Annotated in this window: 9 protein-coding genes and 2 pseudogenes; 9 read left to right on the top strand and 2 right to left on the bottom strand. The window is 61.0% G+C overall.

What is annotated here, in order from left to right:
* Positions 1 to 3: 3 nt before the first annotated feature.
* Complete coding sequence (locus tag V2B23_RS08635; RefSeq protein WP_430949969.1) at positions 4 to 2,655, bottom strand: DEAD/DEAH box helicase; 2,652 nt, start codon at positions 2,653 to 2,655, stop codon at positions 4 to 6.
* A 118-nt stretch (positions 2,656 to 2,773) separates the two neighbouring features.
* Between V2B23_RS08635 and V2B23_RS08630 the strand changes: the two genes are divergently transcribed.
* The 4 genes and pseudogenes from V2B23_RS08630 to V2B23_RS08615 all read left to right on the top strand — a co-directional run bounded on the left by V2B23_RS08630 (position 2,774) and on the right by V2B23_RS08615 (position 14,570).
* On the top strand, positions 2,774 to 6,187 hold the full coding sequence (locus tag V2B23_RS08630; RefSeq protein WP_430949968.1) for a helicase-related protein: 3,414 nt from the start codon (positions 2,774 to 2,776) through the stop codon (positions 6,185 to 6,187).
* Between the two features lie 557 nt (positions 6,188 to 6,744).
* Positions 6,745 to 9,515 (top strand): annotated as a pseudogene (locus tag V2B23_RS08625) (DUF1156 domain-containing protein).
* Positions 9,512 to 11,200 carry a DUF262 domain-containing protein gene (locus tag V2B23_RS08620; RefSeq protein WP_430949967.1) on the top strand — a complete coding sequence of 563 codons (1,689 nt, stop codon included), beginning with the start codon at positions 9,512 to 9,514 and terminating at the stop codon, positions 11,198 to 11,200. The pseudogene V2B23_RS08625 and the gene V2B23_RS08620 overlap by 4 nt, the downstream one beginning before the upstream one ends.
* Before the next feature lies 1 nt (position 11,201).
* Positions 11,202 to 14,570, top strand: coding sequence for a Swt1 family HEPN domain-containing protein (locus V2B23_RS08615; RefSeq protein ID WP_430949966.1), 3,369 nt, complete (start codon positions 11,202 to 11,204; stop codon positions 14,568 to 14,570).
* Positions 14,571 to 14,741: 171 nt separating this feature from the next.
* Here V2B23_RS08615 and V2B23_RS08610 read toward each other — a convergent pair whose 3' ends face one another.
* Positions 14,742 to 15,422: an NUDIX hydrolase gene (locus V2B23_RS08610; RefSeq protein ID WP_430949965.1), complete on the bottom strand. Its 681-nt coding sequence runs from the start codon at positions 15,420 to 15,422 to the stop codon at positions 14,742 to 14,744.
* Positions 15,423 to 15,482: 60 nt separating this feature from the next.
* Between V2B23_RS08610 and V2B23_RS08605 the strand changes: the two are divergent.
* The 5 genes and pseudogenes from V2B23_RS08605 to V2B23_RS08585 form a co-directional block, all read left to right on the top strand.
* Positions 15,483 to 16,418: pseudogene (locus V2B23_RS08605) on the top strand (ADP-ribosylglycohydrolase family protein); the annotation flags it as partial.
* Between the two features lie 477 nt (positions 16,419 to 16,895).
* Complete coding sequence (locus V2B23_RS08600; protein WP_430950211.1) at positions 16,896 to 17,405, top strand: O-acetyl-ADP-ribose deacetylase; 510 nt, start codon at positions 16,896 to 16,898, stop codon at positions 17,403 to 17,405.
* 91 nt (positions 17,406 to 17,496) lie between these two features.
* Positions 17,497 to 17,712 carry a hypothetical protein gene (locus tag V2B23_RS08595; RefSeq protein WP_430949964.1) on the top strand — a complete coding sequence of 72 codons (216 nt, stop codon included), beginning with the start codon at positions 17,497 to 17,499 and terminating at the stop codon, positions 17,710 to 17,712.
* Positions 17,713 to 17,816: 104 nt separating this feature from the next.
* A complete protein-coding gene (locus tag V2B23_RS08590; protein ID WP_430949963.1) occupies positions 17,817 to 18,254 on the top strand; it encodes a hypothetical protein in 438 nt (145 codons plus the stop codon).
* 76 nt (positions 18,255 to 18,330) lie between these two features.
* On the top strand, positions 18,331 to 18,576 hold the full coding sequence (locus V2B23_RS08585) for a hypothetical protein (RefSeq protein ID WP_430949962.1): 246 nt from the start codon (positions 18,331 to 18,333) through the stop codon (positions 18,574 to 18,576).
* Positions 18,577 to 18,972: the final 396 nt, after the last annotated feature.

The following is an 18,972-nucleotide window of genomic DNA, read 5'->3' as shown; positions in this document are numbered from 1 at the left end:
TAATCAGCTGACCGAGTTGTCGAGCTGCGGAGCGGAAAACAAGCGCTCACGCTCAGCAGCGATGACATCACGCGCAAGTTCGGCCTCCGAGACGTCGAAGGCCTCAGGCGCGCTCTGCGCGGTATCACTGACCCGGGCGAACTCGTCGAACACCTCACGCTTCCGCGCAAGGATCTCGGTAATCCGCGGGTCAACCCCTTCCTCGGTGAGAAGCCGATGAACCTGAACAGACTCCAGCTGCCCCATACGGCGTGCTCGCGCGATGGCCTGCCATTCGGTAGTGGGTTTGAGTTGCGGCTCACAGATCACCACCACCGACGCTGCTTGAATGTTCAGACCCACACCGCCGGCCACGATCTGCGACACCAAAGCTGCGCCATGACCAGCGGCGGAAAACTGATCGACCATCGTCTGCCGCGTCGCTGCCGGGACGGAGCCGGTCAACGGCCCGAATACCTTGCCCGGTAGTGCTCGGACTATCTGTTCGAGCACTCCGCGGAAGTGGGAGAACACGATCACTCGGCGGCCGTTTTCCTCGGCTTCCGCAACGATTTCGAGGAGCCGCTCCATCTTTTGCGATCGCTTTCCCTGGGACATCGCGGCCTGGCGCATCGCCATAAAGTTCCCCGCCGCCACGGCATCCCGGTAAGCGCTTGCATCAGCGGTCGAAAGCGGGAGCCATTCCTCGACCTCGACCAGATCCGGCAGCTCGGTGAGCACGTCCTCCTGATTACGGCGAAGGTAAGCGGGGGCGACTTGCTTCCGGAACAGGCGGGGAGTCAGCTCGGTGGCATCGACGACGAGCTCCGGCCGCAGGTAGCCGACGAGATTGCGGAACTCGTCGATGCGGTTCTCCAGCGGTGTGCCAGTCAGCAGAATCGCCCGTTCCGCCGAGTCGAGGAGTCGAGTGGTTCGTTGCGAACGGAGCGCGTCCGGATTCTTGATGTAATGCGCCTCGTCCACGACCACACAACCCAAGTCGGAGATGGTTGTGACGTGGCCGTCGAACCAGGCCAGAGTTTCGAACGTTGTCACAGCGACGCCGCCATTGAGGATCCAGTTCTGAGCGGCACCTTCCCGCCCGGGGCCGTGGACGCGGTGGGGACGCAGCCGGGACTTGGACGAGACTTCTCGGATCCAGTTGGTCACGACCGCGGCGGGGCAGATGACCACGGTGTGGTGAGAGCCCTTCGAGCGGAGGTGGGCGAGCACGGCGAGCGCCTCGATGGTTTTCCCGAGCCCCATCTCGTCTCCGATGATGACTTTTCGTTGGACGAGGGCGAACCGGGCCCCGAAACTCTGGTAGCCGCGCAGGGACGCAGCAAGGTACTCGGTGTCCAGTTCCAGCGCTCGGACCGCCTCGATGATGTCGTCCGGGAGGTCGCCGTGGGTCTTTTCTTCGTCTTCGGTGATGAAGCCGAGTTCGGCGAGCAGCGCGAAGTAGTCGGCGGGTCGTGCGAGGAAGTCGTCCCACGGATCAGTTGTCCCGGTCGCATTGGTTGCTCCCGCCACGAGCTGAGCGCGGTAGATGACCGCATCGATGTCGACTTGGAGATCGGTAAAGGTCTTGGCCTTGGCCGCGAACAGGACCAGATGGCGGACATCTCGGCCGAGGGCACGCGCCAGCGGGGCGAGTTCTTCGACGCGGGCGAGATCCGCTCCCGCTCCCTTGATCTTCCGCGTGGCATCCCACGCCGAGAGGCAACGGAGAAGCTCCGTCGTCGAGGGTGTTCTGTTCTTGATGTCGATCCGTGTCGGCATTTCGTCGTAGGTCGTCTGCCAGAGCGTCTGAGCGGCTCCGCGTAGTCGCGTGGCGGTGGTTCCGCCAATTCCGGGTAGCTGCTCGAGCCGGTCTCCGAGCTCCAAGACGCCTTGAACAGTCGTGATGCCGGCGTCGGTGAGAGCGTTGACGCGAAGACGGTCACGAGTTGCTTCCTTGAGCCGCTCCACCGGCATATCGGCTAGCCAGGCGCGTGTTTCCGCACGGCGGACTGCGTTTCCGGCCTTCTCAGCTTGGTTGCGCGAGGTGGTCTCGTCTTTGAGAGCTTGTTCGAGAACGGTGATCGCCGCCGGTAACTTTGCCGCTGCAGCAGCTCCGAGGATTTCGCTGCAACGGCCGAAGTCGCTCAACCGCTTTGCCAGGCCAACCCGGTCAGACAACGCCTCCGAAGTGTCGACTCGGTCGGGCGCACTCGGTCCGGCAAGGCGGGCGATGATGCCCGTCACATCAGCATTGACTGCCCCGTCACGATACTCCGCCAAAAAATCGGCAGCGCCACGTCCGGCGGCACGTTTCTTGGAGCCCCGCACGAACCGACGAAGACCCGAATTTTCACGGATTTCCTTGACGGCAGCAGCGGCGTCGCTCTGGAGTACCTGCAGCAATCGTTCTTCGGCGACGGTGAGCGGCATGAGGGCAGTGGCTGTTGCCAGTTTTCCGAGCACAACGTCGTCGGACGTCCGCAGCGGGAGAACCCGACAGAGCGCCGCTCCCTTTCGGTTCACTGCCACTGCTGAACCGCGCAGCGCACTAACAGCGCTTTGGGCTGCGGGCTCGATGGTTGCGCGGTGTTCCCGCGCAGTGTTCGCCTGGTTGATCCAGGTCGAGACTTCAGCGGTAATTACCCGTAGTTGTTGTTTGTCGTTTCGTTCCATTGCCCTGACCACCGAGTCGGTTTTTGCTCAGAACAATAGCCTGGCTCCGCTGGTGCGATGATCCACCTTGTCGTACCCCTCCGCTAGCGTTGATCAACTGTCTATCTGGAGGTTCAACGTGCAGCTCGAAGAACTGAAGCCGGGATTACGCCTGCAGGGGCTGATCCCCGCCGAAGTAGTCACCGTGATCGCGGTGCAGTGGCACGGCGGTGATGCTCTCGAGCTGACCTACAAGACGACTGTCGGGGGGCTCGGGCAGCAGGTCATTTTTCGGAAGAACGAAGCTCAGCTCGACATCGCGCAGACCGGCAGCCGCCCCTTCGATGCGCCGGCCTCGGACTTCAAGCTTGTCGCCGAAGCGCAGCGCATAGGCCTCGCCGGCTTGTTCGACCCGATGCTCGCCGTCGCGACCAGTGACGTCCAGCCGCTTCCTCACCAGATCAGAGCGGTCTACGGGGAGCTGCTTCCGCGCACTCCGCTGCGGTTTCTTCTCGCTGACGATCCGGGTGCCGGCAAGACGATCATGGCCGGCCTCTACATCAAGGAACTGATCCTGCGCGACGACGTTCGTAAATGTTTGATCGTCGCTCCGGGTGGGCTCGTCGAACAGTGGCAAGACGAATTGTTCTTCAAGTTCGGGCTCCGGTTCGACCTGCTGACGAACCAGTTGATCGACGCCAATATCAACCTCAACGTCTTCGACTCCAATCCGCTGTTGATCGCTCGCATGGACCAACTTTCCCGTAACGAGCAATTGCAGGATCAGCTCGGGGAAACTGAATGGGACCTGGTGATCGTCGACGAGGCGCACCGCATGGGAGCCCACTATTTCGGTGGGAAGTTGAACAAAACCAAAAGGTTCCTGCTCGGTGAAGCGCTGGGCGAGATCACTCGTCACCTGTTGTTGATGACAGCGACCCCGCACTCGGGGAAGGAAGAGGACTTTCAACTGTTCCTTACCCTGATCGACAAAGACCGGTTCGAGGGTAAAAACAAAGTCACCGCTGACACCAGCGGCATCATGCGCCGCATGGTCAAGGAAGACCTGCTCACCTTCGAGGGCAAGAAACTCTTTCCCGAGCGCATCGCCGAGACCGTCCCGTACGAACTGACCTCAATCGAGTACGACCTCTACGAACAGGTCACCTCCTACGTCCGCGAAGGGATGAACCGCGCCGAACGCATCGGCGGGAAGCGCAAGAACACCGTCGGGTTCGCCCTCACCGTCCTCCAACGTCGGCTCGCCTCCAGCCCCGAAGCGATCTACAAAAGCCTCGTTCGCCGCACCGAACGACTCGAACGCAAGAAACAGGACATCCTCAACGGCACCTACACCGAGACGGAACCGAGCCTCGATCTGGCAGCCCTCGATACCGACGACTACAACGCCGACGAGATCGAAGAATTTGAAGAAGAACTTCTCGACGCCGCGACAGCCGCGCAGACCGTGGAGGAACTCAACACCGAACTACTCGAACTCGCCGACCTGACACGGCTCGCCAAACAAGTTCGCGACGCCGGAACCGACCGCAAGTGGACCGAACTGTCCACGATCCTGCAAGACCACGCCCTCACCACCGACCGCAACGGGTGGCCCCGCAAGTTCATCATCTTCACCGAACACCGCGACACCCTCGACTACCTCCAAGGCCGGATCGGGTCCCTCCTCGGTCGCCCCGACACGGTCAAGGCCATCCACGGCGGTGTGCGCCGCGGTGAACGACGACAGATCACCGAGGAGTTCACCAAGAACCACGCCTGCCAGATCCTGCTCGCCACGGACGCGGCAGGTGAAGGCCTCAACCTGCAGGCGGCGCACCTGATGGTCAACTACGACCTGCCGTGGAATCCGAACCGCATCGAGCAACGCTTCGGCCGCATCCATCGCATCGGGCAGGAAGAGGTCTGCCGCCTGTGGAACCTCGTCGCAGCTAACACCCGCGAAGGTGAAGTCTTCACCAGACTGCTCGGAAAGATCGAAGAGCAGCGAAAAGCCTACGGCGGCAAGGTCTTCGATGTACTCGGCGAAGCGTTCGCCGACACTCCCCTACGCGACCTGTTGATGAATGCCATCCAGTACGGCGAACTGCCGGAAGTGAAAGCCAAAATGCACGAGGTCATCGACCACTCGGTCGGCGACGGACTCAAAGAGCTACTCGACGAACGCGCCCTCGCTTCCGAGCATCTCGCCGACTCCGACCTCGCTGCGCTCCGAGCCGCGATGGACGACGCCCGTGCCCGCCGCCTGCAACCGCACTACATCGAGTTGGCGTTCAAGGCCGCCTTCACCCGGCTCGGAGGTCGCATCACGAAACGGGAAAAGGGCCGCTACGAGATCCCCAACGTGCCCGCCCATCTCCGTGCCAGCAAGCACGGCCCCATCGCAACCCGCTACGACCGGGTGACCTTCGATCTGCCCTACGTCCAACCGGAGGACCTCGCCCGCGCCGACCTGCTCGCCCCCGGCCACCCCCTACACGACGCGGTGATGGACGAAGCACTCCGACAGTTCGGAGGCACCCTCACCGCCGGCACCGTGCTGGTGTCCTCAACCCTGGAGGAACCACAACTGCTTGTCGGAGTGATCGAGGAAGTCGCCGACGCGACCGGCTCTTCGGTGGCCCGCCACTTCGGCTACGCCTTTGTCGATCACTACGGCACCATCACGCCGGCGGGACCGGCACCGTATCTGGATTGTGTGGCGGCCCCTGATGTGCCGGCAGTCGCCACCGCACGCTCGCTCCCCTGGCTGGCCGATGCGGAAGATAAAGCGGCGAGCTGGATCATCTCCCATCAGCTCCCCGAGTATCTCGCCGAGGTTCAGCCTCAGCGGGCGGCTGAACTGCACAAGACCCGCGAACTTGTCACCAGACGCCTGCAAAGCGAGACCGAACGGCTCCTCCTCGATGCCGCCGTCGCGGCGGAGAAAGAGCAAGCCGGCGACAAGCCCAAGGAATCGTCAGAGAGTCTGAACCGCAAGGCCGTCGAGCTCGACCACCGTCTCCGTCAGCGCCTGGAACTTCTCGACCAGCAGGCGCTTATGTCCACTAAGCCACCGCTCATCCTGACTGCGGCCCTCGTGCTGCCCCTCGGGATGATCGAAGAAACCGACCTACCCGCCACAGCGCCGATCCACGCCAAAGAAACCAAGGAGGTCGAACGCCGCGGCGTCGACCTCGTCCTGGCCTGCGAGCAGAAGGTCGGCCGTCAACCCGTCGAGCAGGCTTTCAACAACAAAGGTTTCGACATCCTTTCCACCGCGCCCAACGGTGACACTTACCGTATCGAGGTCAAGGCCCGGATCGACGGTGCCAAGGACTTCTTTGTCACTCATAACGAGGTCATGACCGGTAAGAACGCTGTTCCGCGCTACCGGCTCGCTCTCGTCCGTGTCGATCCCCGCGGTGCACAGTTCGATGAGGTTCGCTACCTCGACGATCCCTTCGCTTCCACCGACCTCGGCGATTTCGACGCCACTGGTATCCGCGGCAGCTGGGACAAGATGTGGGCCAAGGGCAAGGCTCCGTTTTGATAGCACCGACGACCGGCCGACTGGTTGCCATCCTGGCGAATCCACCCCTTACCGACGGTACGCGGACCCTGCGACGGGTTGAAGTCGCGGCTGAACTGCTCGGCTTCACCGAAATTCGCACCGCAAACCTGTTCGCTTTTCCTTCACACGCAACCGGCGCTATAGCGAAGCTAGGGGCAACAGAAACGGGGTGGCTGCAGGCACGTCCGAATCTCGCAGCGAGTATCAGTTCCGCAGAAGGCATTTTACTGGCGTACGGGGCAACAGCCCCAGTTGGGGAGGCTCGTCTTCACTTCCGCCAGCAGGTGGTGTGGCTAACCGAGCAAATCGTCGATCGTTCCGTCCCTGCATGGCATGTCGGCGACGGGCCGCGTCACCCGTCGCGTTGGCAGCGCTGGACCCACCGTACCTATCCGGAGATGCCGTTCCTCGAAGCACTACAGAACAGCATCGTTCAGGTACGTCCCAGCTCCTCCAGGGCGCCCGACTAAGGTTTTCACAGGTCGGCGCCTCACATCGTTCGCCGCAAGTCGTATGCCCAGAGATGGGCTCAATAGATTGAGGAAGCAGTGACAAAGCGCAAGCTGATCGAGGTGGCTTTGCCGCTGGAGGCGATTAACCGGGAGTCTGCCCGCGAAAAGTCGATCCGCCACGGGCACCCTCGACCCTCCACCTCTGGTGGGCGCGTCGGCCGCTGGCGGCTGCCCGCGCGGTACTGTTTGCTCAGCTCGTGGACGATCCGTCCTCACGACCTGAGGAATTCCCGACCGAGGAACTCCAGCGGCAAGAACGCGAGCGTCTGCACAATCTGATCGAGCGCCTCGTCATCTGGGAAAACGCGCGTGACAAGAAGCTGCTCGCCGAAGCTCACACTGAGATTCTCAAGTCCACCGACGGCAACCCACCGCCCATCCTCGACCCTTTCGCTGGTGGCGGCACCATCCCGCTGGAAGCTCAGCGGCTCGGGTTGAAGGCGCACGCTTCGGATCTGAACCCGGTTGCAGTGCTTATTAACAAGGCTCTCATTGAGATTCCGCCGAAGTTCACCGACCAGCCACCGGTCTTCCCCGGCCTGGCCGAGTCTGAGATTCGTAATTGGAGGGGCGCAGAAGGCCTTGCCTCCGATATTCGCGCCTACGGTGCCTGGATACGCGATGAGGCGAAGACGCGGATAGGCCACATCTATCCGAACGCCGCGTTGCCCGACAACACGAGTGCAACCGTGATTGCGTGGCTGTGGACGCGAACTGTTACTTGCCCGAACCCTGCCTGCGGCATCCAAATGCCCCTTGTCCGTAGTTGGTGGCTTGGGAAACGAAAAGGCAAAGAAGCGTATGTCATACCGTCTATTGTCGAAGACACTTCGACAACTGCAGGGCTGAGGGTTTCCTTCGCAATCGGCACGGACAAGTCGGCTGCGCCGACTGCAGCCAATGATGGAACTGTGGGCAGAACTGGCGCGCGATGCTTAGCGTGCGAAGCCGCCGTTCCACTTGCCTATATTAGGGTTGAAGGGCGTGCTGGTCGACTCGGTGCGCAGCTAATGGCCATTGTTGCCGAAGGCCATAGACAGCGCATCTTCCTCGCCCCGACCCCAGAACATGAGCTAGCTGCTACTGCTGTGACCCCTCCCAGCGATACCGTTGAGGGCACGCTGGGTTATTATCCGAGAGATCTAAAGGCTCCTACTTACGGCCTAGTCGAATTCAAGGATCTTTTCAGCAGTCGTCAGTTGATCGCTTTGACCACTTTCAGCGACCTTGTTGCAGTAGCGCATTCGCGAGTGCTCTCCGATGGCGGCTCGCGCGAGTATGCAGATGCCGTTGCGACATACCTCGGGTTAGGGATCAGTCGTGCAGCCGATCGATCCTCCACTATCGCCAGTTGGGATTCATCCGCGTCGAAAATTCGAAACACGTTCGGCCGTCAAGCGATCCCGATGACTTGGGATTTCGCTGAGTCTGCGCCCTTCTCCGAATCGACTGGCAACTACCTGAGCCAGATTGAATGGACCGCTGAGGCCGTCGAATTCGCGCCTGCAAGCCGAGCGGGCAGCGTTACACAAGCAAATGCTGCGTCCCGCTCGTACGACGGTGTCCTTATAAGCACCGACCCTCCCTACTACGACAATATCGGGTACTCGGACCTGTCTGATTATTTCTACGTCTGGCTCCGCCGTTCCCTACGAGACGTTCACCCGGAATTGCTTTCGACCCTACTCGTCCCTAAAGCTGAGGAACTTGTTGCCAATCCCTATCGGCAAGACGGCAAGGAACGCGCCAAACAGTTCTTCGAGGACGGATTTCGCGACGTATTCGCCCATGCGCGAGCGGCGGCGCTGCCTGACTTTCCAATCACGGTCTACTACGCATTCAAACAAAGCGAGTCGGACGGCGACAGCGCCTCCTCGACAGGTTGGGAAACCCTGCTCGAAGGAATGATTCGGGGCGGCTGGGAGATTACCTCCACGTGGCCGCTTCGAAGTGAACTTGCCAATCGAATGATGGCGAGTGGAATGAACTCATTAGCATCATCAATCGTGTTGTCCCTGCGGCCGCGCGATCTGAACACCTCAACAACTGATCGGCGTGGCTTCATCGCAGCACTGGAAACTGAACTGCCAGATGCACTTCGGAAACTACAGCAGGGCCAGATCGCACCCGTCGACCTACCCCAGGCAGCTATCGGCCCTGGCATGGCTGTATTTAGCCGTTACAGCGCCGTCTTGGAGCCAGATGGCAAGAAGATGACGGTGCGTTCAGCCTTGACGCGCATCAATGAAATTCTCGACCAGGTACTGAACGAGCAGGAAGGCGATTTCGACACCACCAGCCGATTCGCCATCGCCTGGTACCGCCAATACGGCTACGGCGCTGGCAAATTCGGGTCTGCCGATAGCATCGCGCGAGCACGAAATACCAGCATCACGATCATGGACCGCGATGGGATCCTGATCAGCCGCGCCGGGAACGTCCAGCTCATCAAACCTGGTGAGCTGGCGTGGGACTACGACGTCCTCAAAGATTCCCACATCAGCAATTGGGAGGCGTTGCAACATCTAATCAGGAGGCTCGAACGCGACGGTATCAACCCAGCCGGCGATTTCCTTCAATCCGCCCTAGACCGCCCCGATGGTGCGATCGACGCCGACCTCGTAAAGGAACTTGCCCATCTACTGTTCCGCATTTCGGAAGCCAACGGCTGGACGAAAGACGCGTTGAGCTTCAACACCCTGGTGACGAGCTGGCCCGAGATTCTTGAGGTCGCCCGCACGCCCCGGAAGACGATCGCGGCGCAGGGCGCCTTCGACTTCGAGGACGACGAATGACGCAGCCGCTCAAGCCAATAGATGCCGGCGAGGTACAGCTCGGGAAGCTTTTCACCGCCGAGTATGACTTCGCGATCCCTGATTACCAGCGCCCCTACGCGTGGGGTAAGGACGAGACTCTCCAACTTCTGGACGACCTCCAGAGCTCGCTCGATCGCGACACCGATGAACCGTATTTTCTCGGTTCGGTGGTGCTGGTGAAGGAGAAGGGAGTCGCTACGGCTGAGGTGATCGATGGCCAGCAACGGCTCACGACGCTCACCATCGTGTTCTCGGTGCTCCGAGACCTCGCGGTGAATCCCTCGCTTCGCGTGGATATCCAGAAATTTGTGGAAGAACCGGAGGTTGTGTGGGACAACCGGCCTGCCAAACCTCGACTGAAACTACGTGATCGGGACGCCAAGTTCTTCCGAGAGAACGTCCAAACTGATGGTGCTATCGCGGCGCTCATGAGCTTGAGTGACAACCACGTCAAGACTGATGCCCAGAAGTCGATCCGCGACAACGCTGAGGCCCTCCACGAGGCTCTCGCCGACTGGACGGATGACGAGCGCAAGCGGTTGTTCGTGATGATGGCGTCGAGAACGTTTCTGGTGGTCGTGAGCACCCCAGATCTCAACAGCGCCTATCGGATCTTCAGTGTCATGAACGCACGTGGTCTACCTCTAACACCTCCGGACATCTTCAAGTCCCAGGTGGTCGGTGCTATCACCGAGTCAGATCGCGGTAACTATGCCGACCTCTGGGAGGATTTGGAAGAAGAGCTCGGACGAGTCGAGTTCGGTAACCTGTTTCTCTATCTGAGAACCATTGTGTCCAAGGCGCGTGCCGAGCGCGGTCTGCTGGTCGAATTCCCCAAGCAGGTGCTGAACGACTATTTGCCGGCTAACGGCAAGGCGTTCATCGACGACCTGCTCGGACCCTATTCCCTGGCCGATCAACGGCTCATCAACCAGGACTTCGATGGTGGCGGTCTGTGGGACGACGTCAATGCCTGGCTCAAGCGACTTGTCCAGCTCGACAACGATGATTGGCGTCCTGCCGCACTCTGGGCGCTGAAGAACCACAAGGACGAACCGGCCTTCCTCAACTCGTTTCTCCAGAAGTTGGAGCGGCTCGCCGCGAGCTTCTTGCTGCGGAGGGTATATACGACACCGCGAGTCGCCCGGTACCTTGAGCTACTCAAGCAGTTGGATGCCGGTGACGGTCTGGGTGCCAAAGCCTTTGTCCTCAGTGATGAGGAAAAGAAGCAGACCCGCGAGCGGATTGGCGGGGAAATCTATCTCGTCAAACAGGTGCGCAAGTACGTGCTGTTACGACTGGATTCGATCATCGCTGATGACCCCGGAGCGTCGTATACCCACAAGATCATCACGGTAGAGCACGTTCTCCCGCAAAATCCGAAGGTCGACAGCCGATGGCTCGACGACTTCACCGAGGATCAGCGGGCGCACTGGACTCATCGGCTCGGCAATCTGTTGCTGCTCAACCGCACCAAGAACAGCCAAGCGCAGAACTTCGACTTCGCGGTGAAGAAGTCGAAGTACTTCACGAGCGGCAAGGGGGCTGCTCTCTTCGCCTTGACCACTCAAGTGCTGAGTTGCCCAGAGTGGACGCCGACCGTAGTCGAGCAACGCCAGACGGAACTTACGAGGAAACTCGCGGACGAGTGGGAGTTGAACTGACATGGCAGTGAGTAACCGTGACCGGATCGATCAGATGTTCCAGGTGCTGGCGCCTGCTCTCGACGACTTCATCTCCTTGATCATCGGACAGTTGGATCCCGCCCTGGGCGCGGAGTGGGTCAAGCTGGTGCAGGGCAAAGACTTGAAGAACGGGGCGCCGGCGGGCAAGCTCTACGACCCCCTGGACCCCCAAGTTCAGTTCCGGATGCTGACCGAGAGCAACATCACCGCCAACTACCAACCGCGCTGGTATCCGTTCAGCCAGGCGATCGGCCGTACCGGTGAGACTTTCGCCAACGAGTTGCGTGAAGTGCGCAACACCTGGGCTCACAATGGCTCGTTCAGCGACGACGACGCCTACCGGGCCCTCGATACCGGTGAACGTCTACTCAAACTGATCGGCGCGGCCGCTGAGGCCGAGCAGGTCACGAGTATCCGACTGAACCTGCGCCGTGTCACCGCGGACAAGGCCGACAAGAAGGTACTCAAGTCTGCCGTCGATAACCCCGAGGCCGCTGGACTTCGGCCGTGGCGCGAGGTCCTGCCGCCCCACGAAGACGTGGCCACAGGTAATTTTCACGCCTCCGAGTTCGCCGCCGACCTCTTCAAGGTCGCGAACGGCGGCGAGGTGGACGCTGACTATGCCGACCCGGTGGAGTTCTTCAAACGAACCTTCCTCACCGAAGGACTCCGCGACCTGATCGGACGGGCGGTGCGTCGCCTTTCGGGCGACGGTAATGCTTCACCGGTCATCAACTTGCAGACCAACTTCGGTGGCGGCAAGACTCATTCGATGTTGTCGCTCTGGCACATCGCGGACGGATTGCCGGTAGGTCAGTTCCCGCAGGAGACCCAAGAGTTACTGAACAGCAGTGGCTACACCGGCGAGAAGATCAATCGAGTCGCTATCGTCGGTAACCACCTGAGCCCCTCCGGTGCCACAAAGTCCGACGGCACCCAGGTGAACACGATGTGGGGTGAGTTGGCGTGGCAACTCGGCGGTACGGAAGGCTACGGGATAGTAGCGAAAGCAGACGCTGACCGCACGCCGCCAGGCCAAGCCCTGCACGACCTATTGACTGCATATTCGCCAGCCGTGATCCTGATCGACGAGTGGGTGGCCTACGCCCGCTCCCTGGTGGGGCGCGATGATCTCGCCGGCGGCACGTTCGACGACCAGTTCACCTTCGCCCAATCTCTGACGGAGGCAGTAAAGGGCACCCCCGGTGTGCTGCTGTCGATCTCCATCCCGGCCTCGGAAACTGGCGACGACGCGGACACGTACGTCGCTGGTAACGCCGAGGAAGTCGGTGGCGCCCACGGCCTAGAGGCACTCAAACGACTCCAAAACGTCGTACGCCGGGTCGCTGATCAATGGCGCCCCGCCTCGCCGAAAGAGTCATATCACATCGTCAAACAGCGACTGTTCACCCAGCCGGACGCCGCAGCGCTGGCCGCGATTGGTGCGTCCGCGCGGGCGTATGTGGAGATGTATCGCAAATACACTGACGACTTCCCCCGGGATGCCCGCGACTCGGCCTACGAGGACCGGATCAAGGAAACGTATCCCATCCATCCGGAGTTGTTCGACACGCTGTACGAGGAGTGGTCATCGCTGGAGCGGTTCCAGCGCACCCGCGGTGTCCTGCGCTTGATGTCGACGGTGATTCACGCGTTGTGGACTGGTGAGGACGCCTCGCCGCTCATCATGCCCGGTTCGATCCCACTGGCGACCGCGAATGTGAACTCCGAACTGACGCAGTATCTTCAGGATTCCTGGAAAACGATCATCGACGCCGATGTCGATGGGCCCAATTCCGAACCGGCACGGATCGACAAGGAGAAGCCACTATTCGGGCAACGGTCGCTGACCAAGCGTCTCGCTCGTACCGTGTTCTTCGGCGCCGCACCCACTGTCGCGCCTGGTGCAGCCAGCAAGGGCATCGGCACCCAGCGGGTGTTCCTCGGTACTGCCGTCCCCGGCGATGTGCCTGGAAACTTCCACGCGGCCCTGACTCAACTCGGTGACCGGGCGACGTACTTCTATTCCGGCTCCGGGAAATATTGGTATGACCTGCAGGCGAATATCAGCCGGACCGCGAAGGATCAGGCCGAGCGGCTTCACAAGGAAGATGTGTGGGCCGAGATTGCCCGCAGGTTGCAGGGACAGAGCCGCACCCGGGCGGACTTCGCCGGCGTGCACGTCAGTCCCGAGTCCAACGCGGACATCCCCGATGTCGATGAAGCCCGGTTGGTCATCTTGCACCCTAAGGTGTCCCACAAACGTGGCACCGAGTCCGCTGCCAAGGAGTTCGCCCGTAAGGCCACCGAGCAGCGCGGCAGCGCCAACCGGACCCACCGCAATATGCTTATCTTCCTGGCGGCTGACGAAGCTCGACTCGAGGAACTCGACCACGCCACCCGCGACTATCTTGGCTGGAGCCATGTCCTCAGCGATGGGGCCGACCTGGACCTGACCCAGAACCAGAAAAACCAGGCCGCGCAGAAACAGGCCCAGGCCGATCAGACTGTCACCTCGCGGCTGTTGCAGACCTTCACCTGGGCACTGGTCCCCGCCCAGCCCGATCCCGGCGCTCCGTTCCTGATTCGCGAGGTCAAGGTCGAGGGTCAGTCCCCCTCGCTGGCCGAGCGGGTCTCACGCCGTCTCGGCAACGACGGTGACCTGTCCACCCGGCAAGCCGCCGCCACCATTCGCCTAGCCATCAGCAAAGTCCCCCAAATTTGGAAAGACGGTCACGTCTCCCTCGGCATCCTCTGGGGCCTCTACAGCCAATACCCTTATATGCCTCGACTCCGTGACCGAGGCGTACTGGACGAAGGTATCGTCGACCTGCCGATGATCTGGCAAACGGATGCTTTCGCCCTGGCTACCGGGTACGACGAGACCACTGCTCGCTACATTGGGCTGTGGATCCCCGACGACAAAGCTGCCGTCCCCGCCGCTACCGACTCACTGCTACTCGTTCGCCCCGACGTGGCGACCAAACAACACGAGGCCGAGTCGAAGGCTCCGGTGGGGCAGGACGGCGAAGAGTCAAAGCGGCCGGACGAAGGCTCGTCGTCGTCGACCAAGAAACCACCGCGGCCCGACATCGTCTTCCCCGATGTCAAAACCAAGACACGTTTCTACGGCGTCAAGACCCTCAATGCCGACAAGATTGCCCTCGACTTCAAGAACATTGCTGACGAAGTGCTCGCTCATCTGCGTGCCGATACGAACACCGCTCTCACCGTGCGGATCGAAATCGAAGCCAGTAACAATACCGGCTTCGACGAGAGCAAGATCCGCACTGTTTCCGAGAATGCACGCACCCTCAAGTTCGACCAGTCTGGCTTCGAAGAGAATTGAACTAAGAGCGAATCACCGAGTTCAAGTCATCTCGTCGCAAGCTATCGACCCGATCCTGAACTGCGAAAGGCTGCACCACTCAAGGGGTGCAGCCTTTCGCAGTCTGGGGCCGTCCCTCTTCCATCACACTGCATGAGGTTGCATCCCAGCAGCCGTTGTTAAAGATGCGCCCTATCCGGTCAGCAACACTGCAGCTTGCGCCGGGAGCTTGCCGTCGCTTTTCCTGCGGAACATCTCGGCAGGGCGACCGTTACCCGGGTTCGACAGCTCTCCCGCGCTTTCGAGGGCCTCGATGACATGGCGCCGGAAGGCGTCCTTCTGCAATTCGCGATCGAAGATCACCTCGTAGAGTTGGCGCAGTTCGAGCACAGTGAACGAGTCACCTAAGAGGCCGGCGGGGTCGACGTGCGATGCATATCGTGAGCGCAGGTCCTCGACCGCTAGCCGCACCATGTCGGCATGGTCGAACGCCAACTCCTGCTCCACTGTCCCGCCCGACACGTTCACCAGGATCGCGTTGGCAGGAAGCTCTGCCGCAGGTACGACGGCGGTGTGGGCCATCGACAGGACCCATCCCCGATCGTCGCGGGCGGGATCATCGAACATCGACAACTGGTGAAACTGTGTACCGACCAGGCCCGCCTTGGTGCGCAGGGCCCGTTCGGCTGCGTCGGTGAGTAGTTCGCCCTCATGCAAGAAGGTCCCCGGTAACGCCAACGAACCGCGGCGATGCTTGACCACCAACACCTGCAGGGCGCCGCCGGAGTAGGTCAGCACTGCAACATCCACCGCCACCGAGGGACGCGCGTAGTCCCCAAGAGTCTTGCCTTTCGAATCTGTCCATTCATTCACTCTTGCATATTATCTCAAATCTGATCTATAGTTAGCGCAAAGTTGATCAAAGGAGATGTCATGGACCTGAACGCACAGCAGTCCGATCGCGCAGCAGGGGTTCTGCTCGCTACCGCCGCCGGTGACGCCCTCGGTGCGGGCTACGAATTCACGCACCCCAAATCGGGCACCCCCATCGACATGATCGGCGGTGGTCCGTTCAACTGGGCTCCCGGCGAATGGACCGACGACACCTCCATGACGCTCGCCATCGCCGAAGTCGCCGCAACCGGCGCGGACATCGGTCACGGCGCCGGCTTGGACGGCGTTGCGGCGCAGTTCGTTCGGTGGTTCGACTCGAACCCGAAGGACATCGGCAACCAGACCCGCGCAGTACTCTCCCAGCGCCCCGCAAGCGCCGAAGCCATGACGGCCCGCGCCCGGGCAATCACCGGACGCAAAGGCGGCAACGGCTCACTGATGCGCACCGCACCCGTGGCGCTCGCTTACCTCGACAACGCGAGAGAGTGCATCGGTGCTGCCGCTCAAATCGCGGCGCTCACCCACGACGACGAACGCGCCGTCCAGGCCTGCCAGCTATGGACGCACGCAGTTCGACATGCTGTTCTGCACGGCACCTTCGATGGGGTCCGCGGCTACCTGTCCATCGCCTCGTCCTCGGTCGCCGAGTTCTGGGGACCGCTGCTCGATCAGGCTGAACAGGGCTCCCCCGAAGATTTCGCGAACAACGGCTGGGTGGTGCACGCCCTGCAGACCGCGTGGTGGGCGATCACCACCACCGACGCCGGCGACGCCCGCCACCTGCAGCGAGCGCTCGAAGCCGCGGTCCGCGCCGGCGGCGACACCGATACCACCGCCGCGATCGCCGGTGGTCTGCTCGGGGCCCGGTGGGGCGCATCCGCAGTACCGGCGCGCTGGCGGCGGATCCTGCACGGCTGGCCCGGCTACACGGCGACGGACTTGGTGCGCTTGGCCGTCAAGACCGCCAACGGTGGATGCGATGACACACACGGTTGGCCGTCCACGGCGGCCCTCGACTACAGCCGCTTCCGTGGCACCGGCCATCTGACCCGTCACCCCCATGACGACGGAGTGTTGCTCGGCGGCAGCGACGCCGTCGAAGGTTCCGGGTTCGATGCCGTGGTGAGCTTGTGCCGAATGGGAACCAAACAGGTCAGCGGCGAACACATCGAGTTTCGGCTCATCGACGCCGGTAGAGACAAGAACCCGAACCTCGAGTTCGTCCTCGACGATGCCGCCCGCACCGTGCAGGCCCTGCGCGCCGAAGGTAAACGCGTTCTCCTGCACTGCGTCCAGGCACACAGCCGCACCCCCTCGGTCGCCGCCCGGTACTCGATGCTGCTCGGAGCCAACCCCGACGACGTACTCGGCGCAATGCCCTGGGCTGACCCGAAGCCTGAACTCTGGCAGGCCGCCACCACCCCCAACACGGACGACCGCGGCGGAGAAGTAATGACCAGGATCGACGTCATCGAAGGCGATATCACCACCCTCCACGTCGATGCCATCGTCAACGCCGCCCGATCCTCGCTGCTCGGCGGCGGCGGAGTCGACGGAGCCATTCACCGCGCCGGCGGAACCGACATCCTCGCCGCCTGTCAGGTGCTGCGCGCCACCAGCCTGCCTGACGGTCTGACCGTAGGTGCTGCAGTCGCCACCACCGCGGGAAAACTCCACGCGCAGTCGGTGATTCACACCGTCGGCCCGCGGTACTCACGCCGCGAGGATCGGTCGGAACTGCTGCGGGCGTCGTATACCCGCAGTCTCGCTGCCGCGGATTCTGTCGGCGCCCGCACGGTCGCGTTCCCGTTGATTTCCGGCGGATCATATGGCTGGCCGAAGGCGGACGCGGTTCGTCAGGCGGTCGCAGCGATCCGGTCCGCGGACACCAGGGTCGAGGTCGTGACGCTGGTGGCCTACAACGAAGAAACCGCGGCGCTGATGCGCCGCGCCCTCCGGTAGACATCAACCTTCCCTACCACCCGCAACACTCGCACCACGCACCACTCAACCGACACGATTCCTTTGCCCGACAACAGAAACGGATACGAATATGCCTCGGCCTGGACCCCGCAGAGCAGCCACCGCCTTACGCCTTGGCGACGACATCCTGATGCAGCTGGATGAGCGAGCGTTGCTCGAAGAGTTCGTCAAAGGCGACGGCGAACCCAACCGCTCCGACATGATCAGACTCTTCGTCGACTACGGCCTTGCCACCATGCCGATGAACTGGCGCCCGACCGTCGACACGCTCCAGAAACTCCGATAGCAACTACGTCGCGCCGGTCCTCGCTGATCCCACATACAGTACAAATCCGGAACGTCAGAGAATATCCCAGCAGCCAACGCAGCGTCAGAGTGAAAGTGAAAAATATGAGAGTCGAAAAGGGCGACGTTGTCGACGCCTTGGCAAACGATCCCCTGTACCAACTCTCCGCCTCGGACCAAGACGGATTCCACACCGGAATGCTGTACTGGCTGCTCAGCACCCATCTGAATGCGTCAACACCATTGACGGAGATTTCTCATTCCTTTTATGGAAGTATCGTCAAACGAGACTGGCTCGGCTTGGACCTTTACGTTGGCCACGACGACATGGGCGGATATGATCCGCTAGGCGCCGTAAATACCTCGACGCCCGAAGCGAAGTACGTGTTACACGACGACACCAAGAAAATAAAATATCACTCGAAGGAACCAAATATTTCATATATATACCGCCACGTTCCCCCCGACATGACACACGACGAACTGGCTGACATCTTAGCCGAATTCACTTCATATACCGACCGGTACTCCGCCACCCACTGAAATCCCCCGATTGAACGATCTAAACCAGACAAATGCAACGACGTACACAGAAATTTCAAAGAATAGAGAGGTGACGATGGACGATTCCACCAATTCAAGTGAAGTTTCGGAGTGGGCCACAATGGTCGACTGGATAGTGAAATCACTGCCCGACAAACCGGTTGCGCTCGTCCTCGACATGGGTCCCAATATTCGCATCGCCAATGAACACCAGGAGGTCGTCTGCGCGCAGATTCAGTTGCTCGGAGACGGGGTGCTGATGCTGCGCCGATCACGCACTATAATGCGCCGCTTTACTGCTGGCGGACTACCCGCCAGATGAGCTGGTACTCGATCGATGGCATTTCGACGGCCACTTCGAGGAGTCAACACATGGCAACTTCTTCGGTTGATTACGAACCGAGGGCACACAAGCTGCATTGAAATGCCTGGTGTAGGCTTACTGCCGCCACCATGAATTAACGGTTCTTGTGGAATGCAGTTCTAACTAATCCAAATTCCGATAGAGACAGAAAGTAGGCCACGGACTGCAGTGGTCCGTGACCCCTTTGCCCATAAGCCGGTTTGTCGTCAGACACGCAAACAGGTCGGGTCAGCGTTTGCCCGATCAAGATCGAAGAGCTCCATACCTGATGACCCATCCCTAGCCATGCGTGAAGAATATGTGCAATATCTAACAGCTCAAACCCTCGTCGAACTGAACGGCCTGTTAGATGCT

Source organism: Rhodococcus sp. 24CO (assembly GCF_050586165.1).
GTDB lineage: Bacteria > Actinomycetota > Actinomycetes > Mycobacteriales > Mycobacteriaceae > Rhodococcus_F.
Note: the sequence above shows the minus strand (reverse complement) of the source record. Positions and strands in the feature narration are given on the sequence as shown.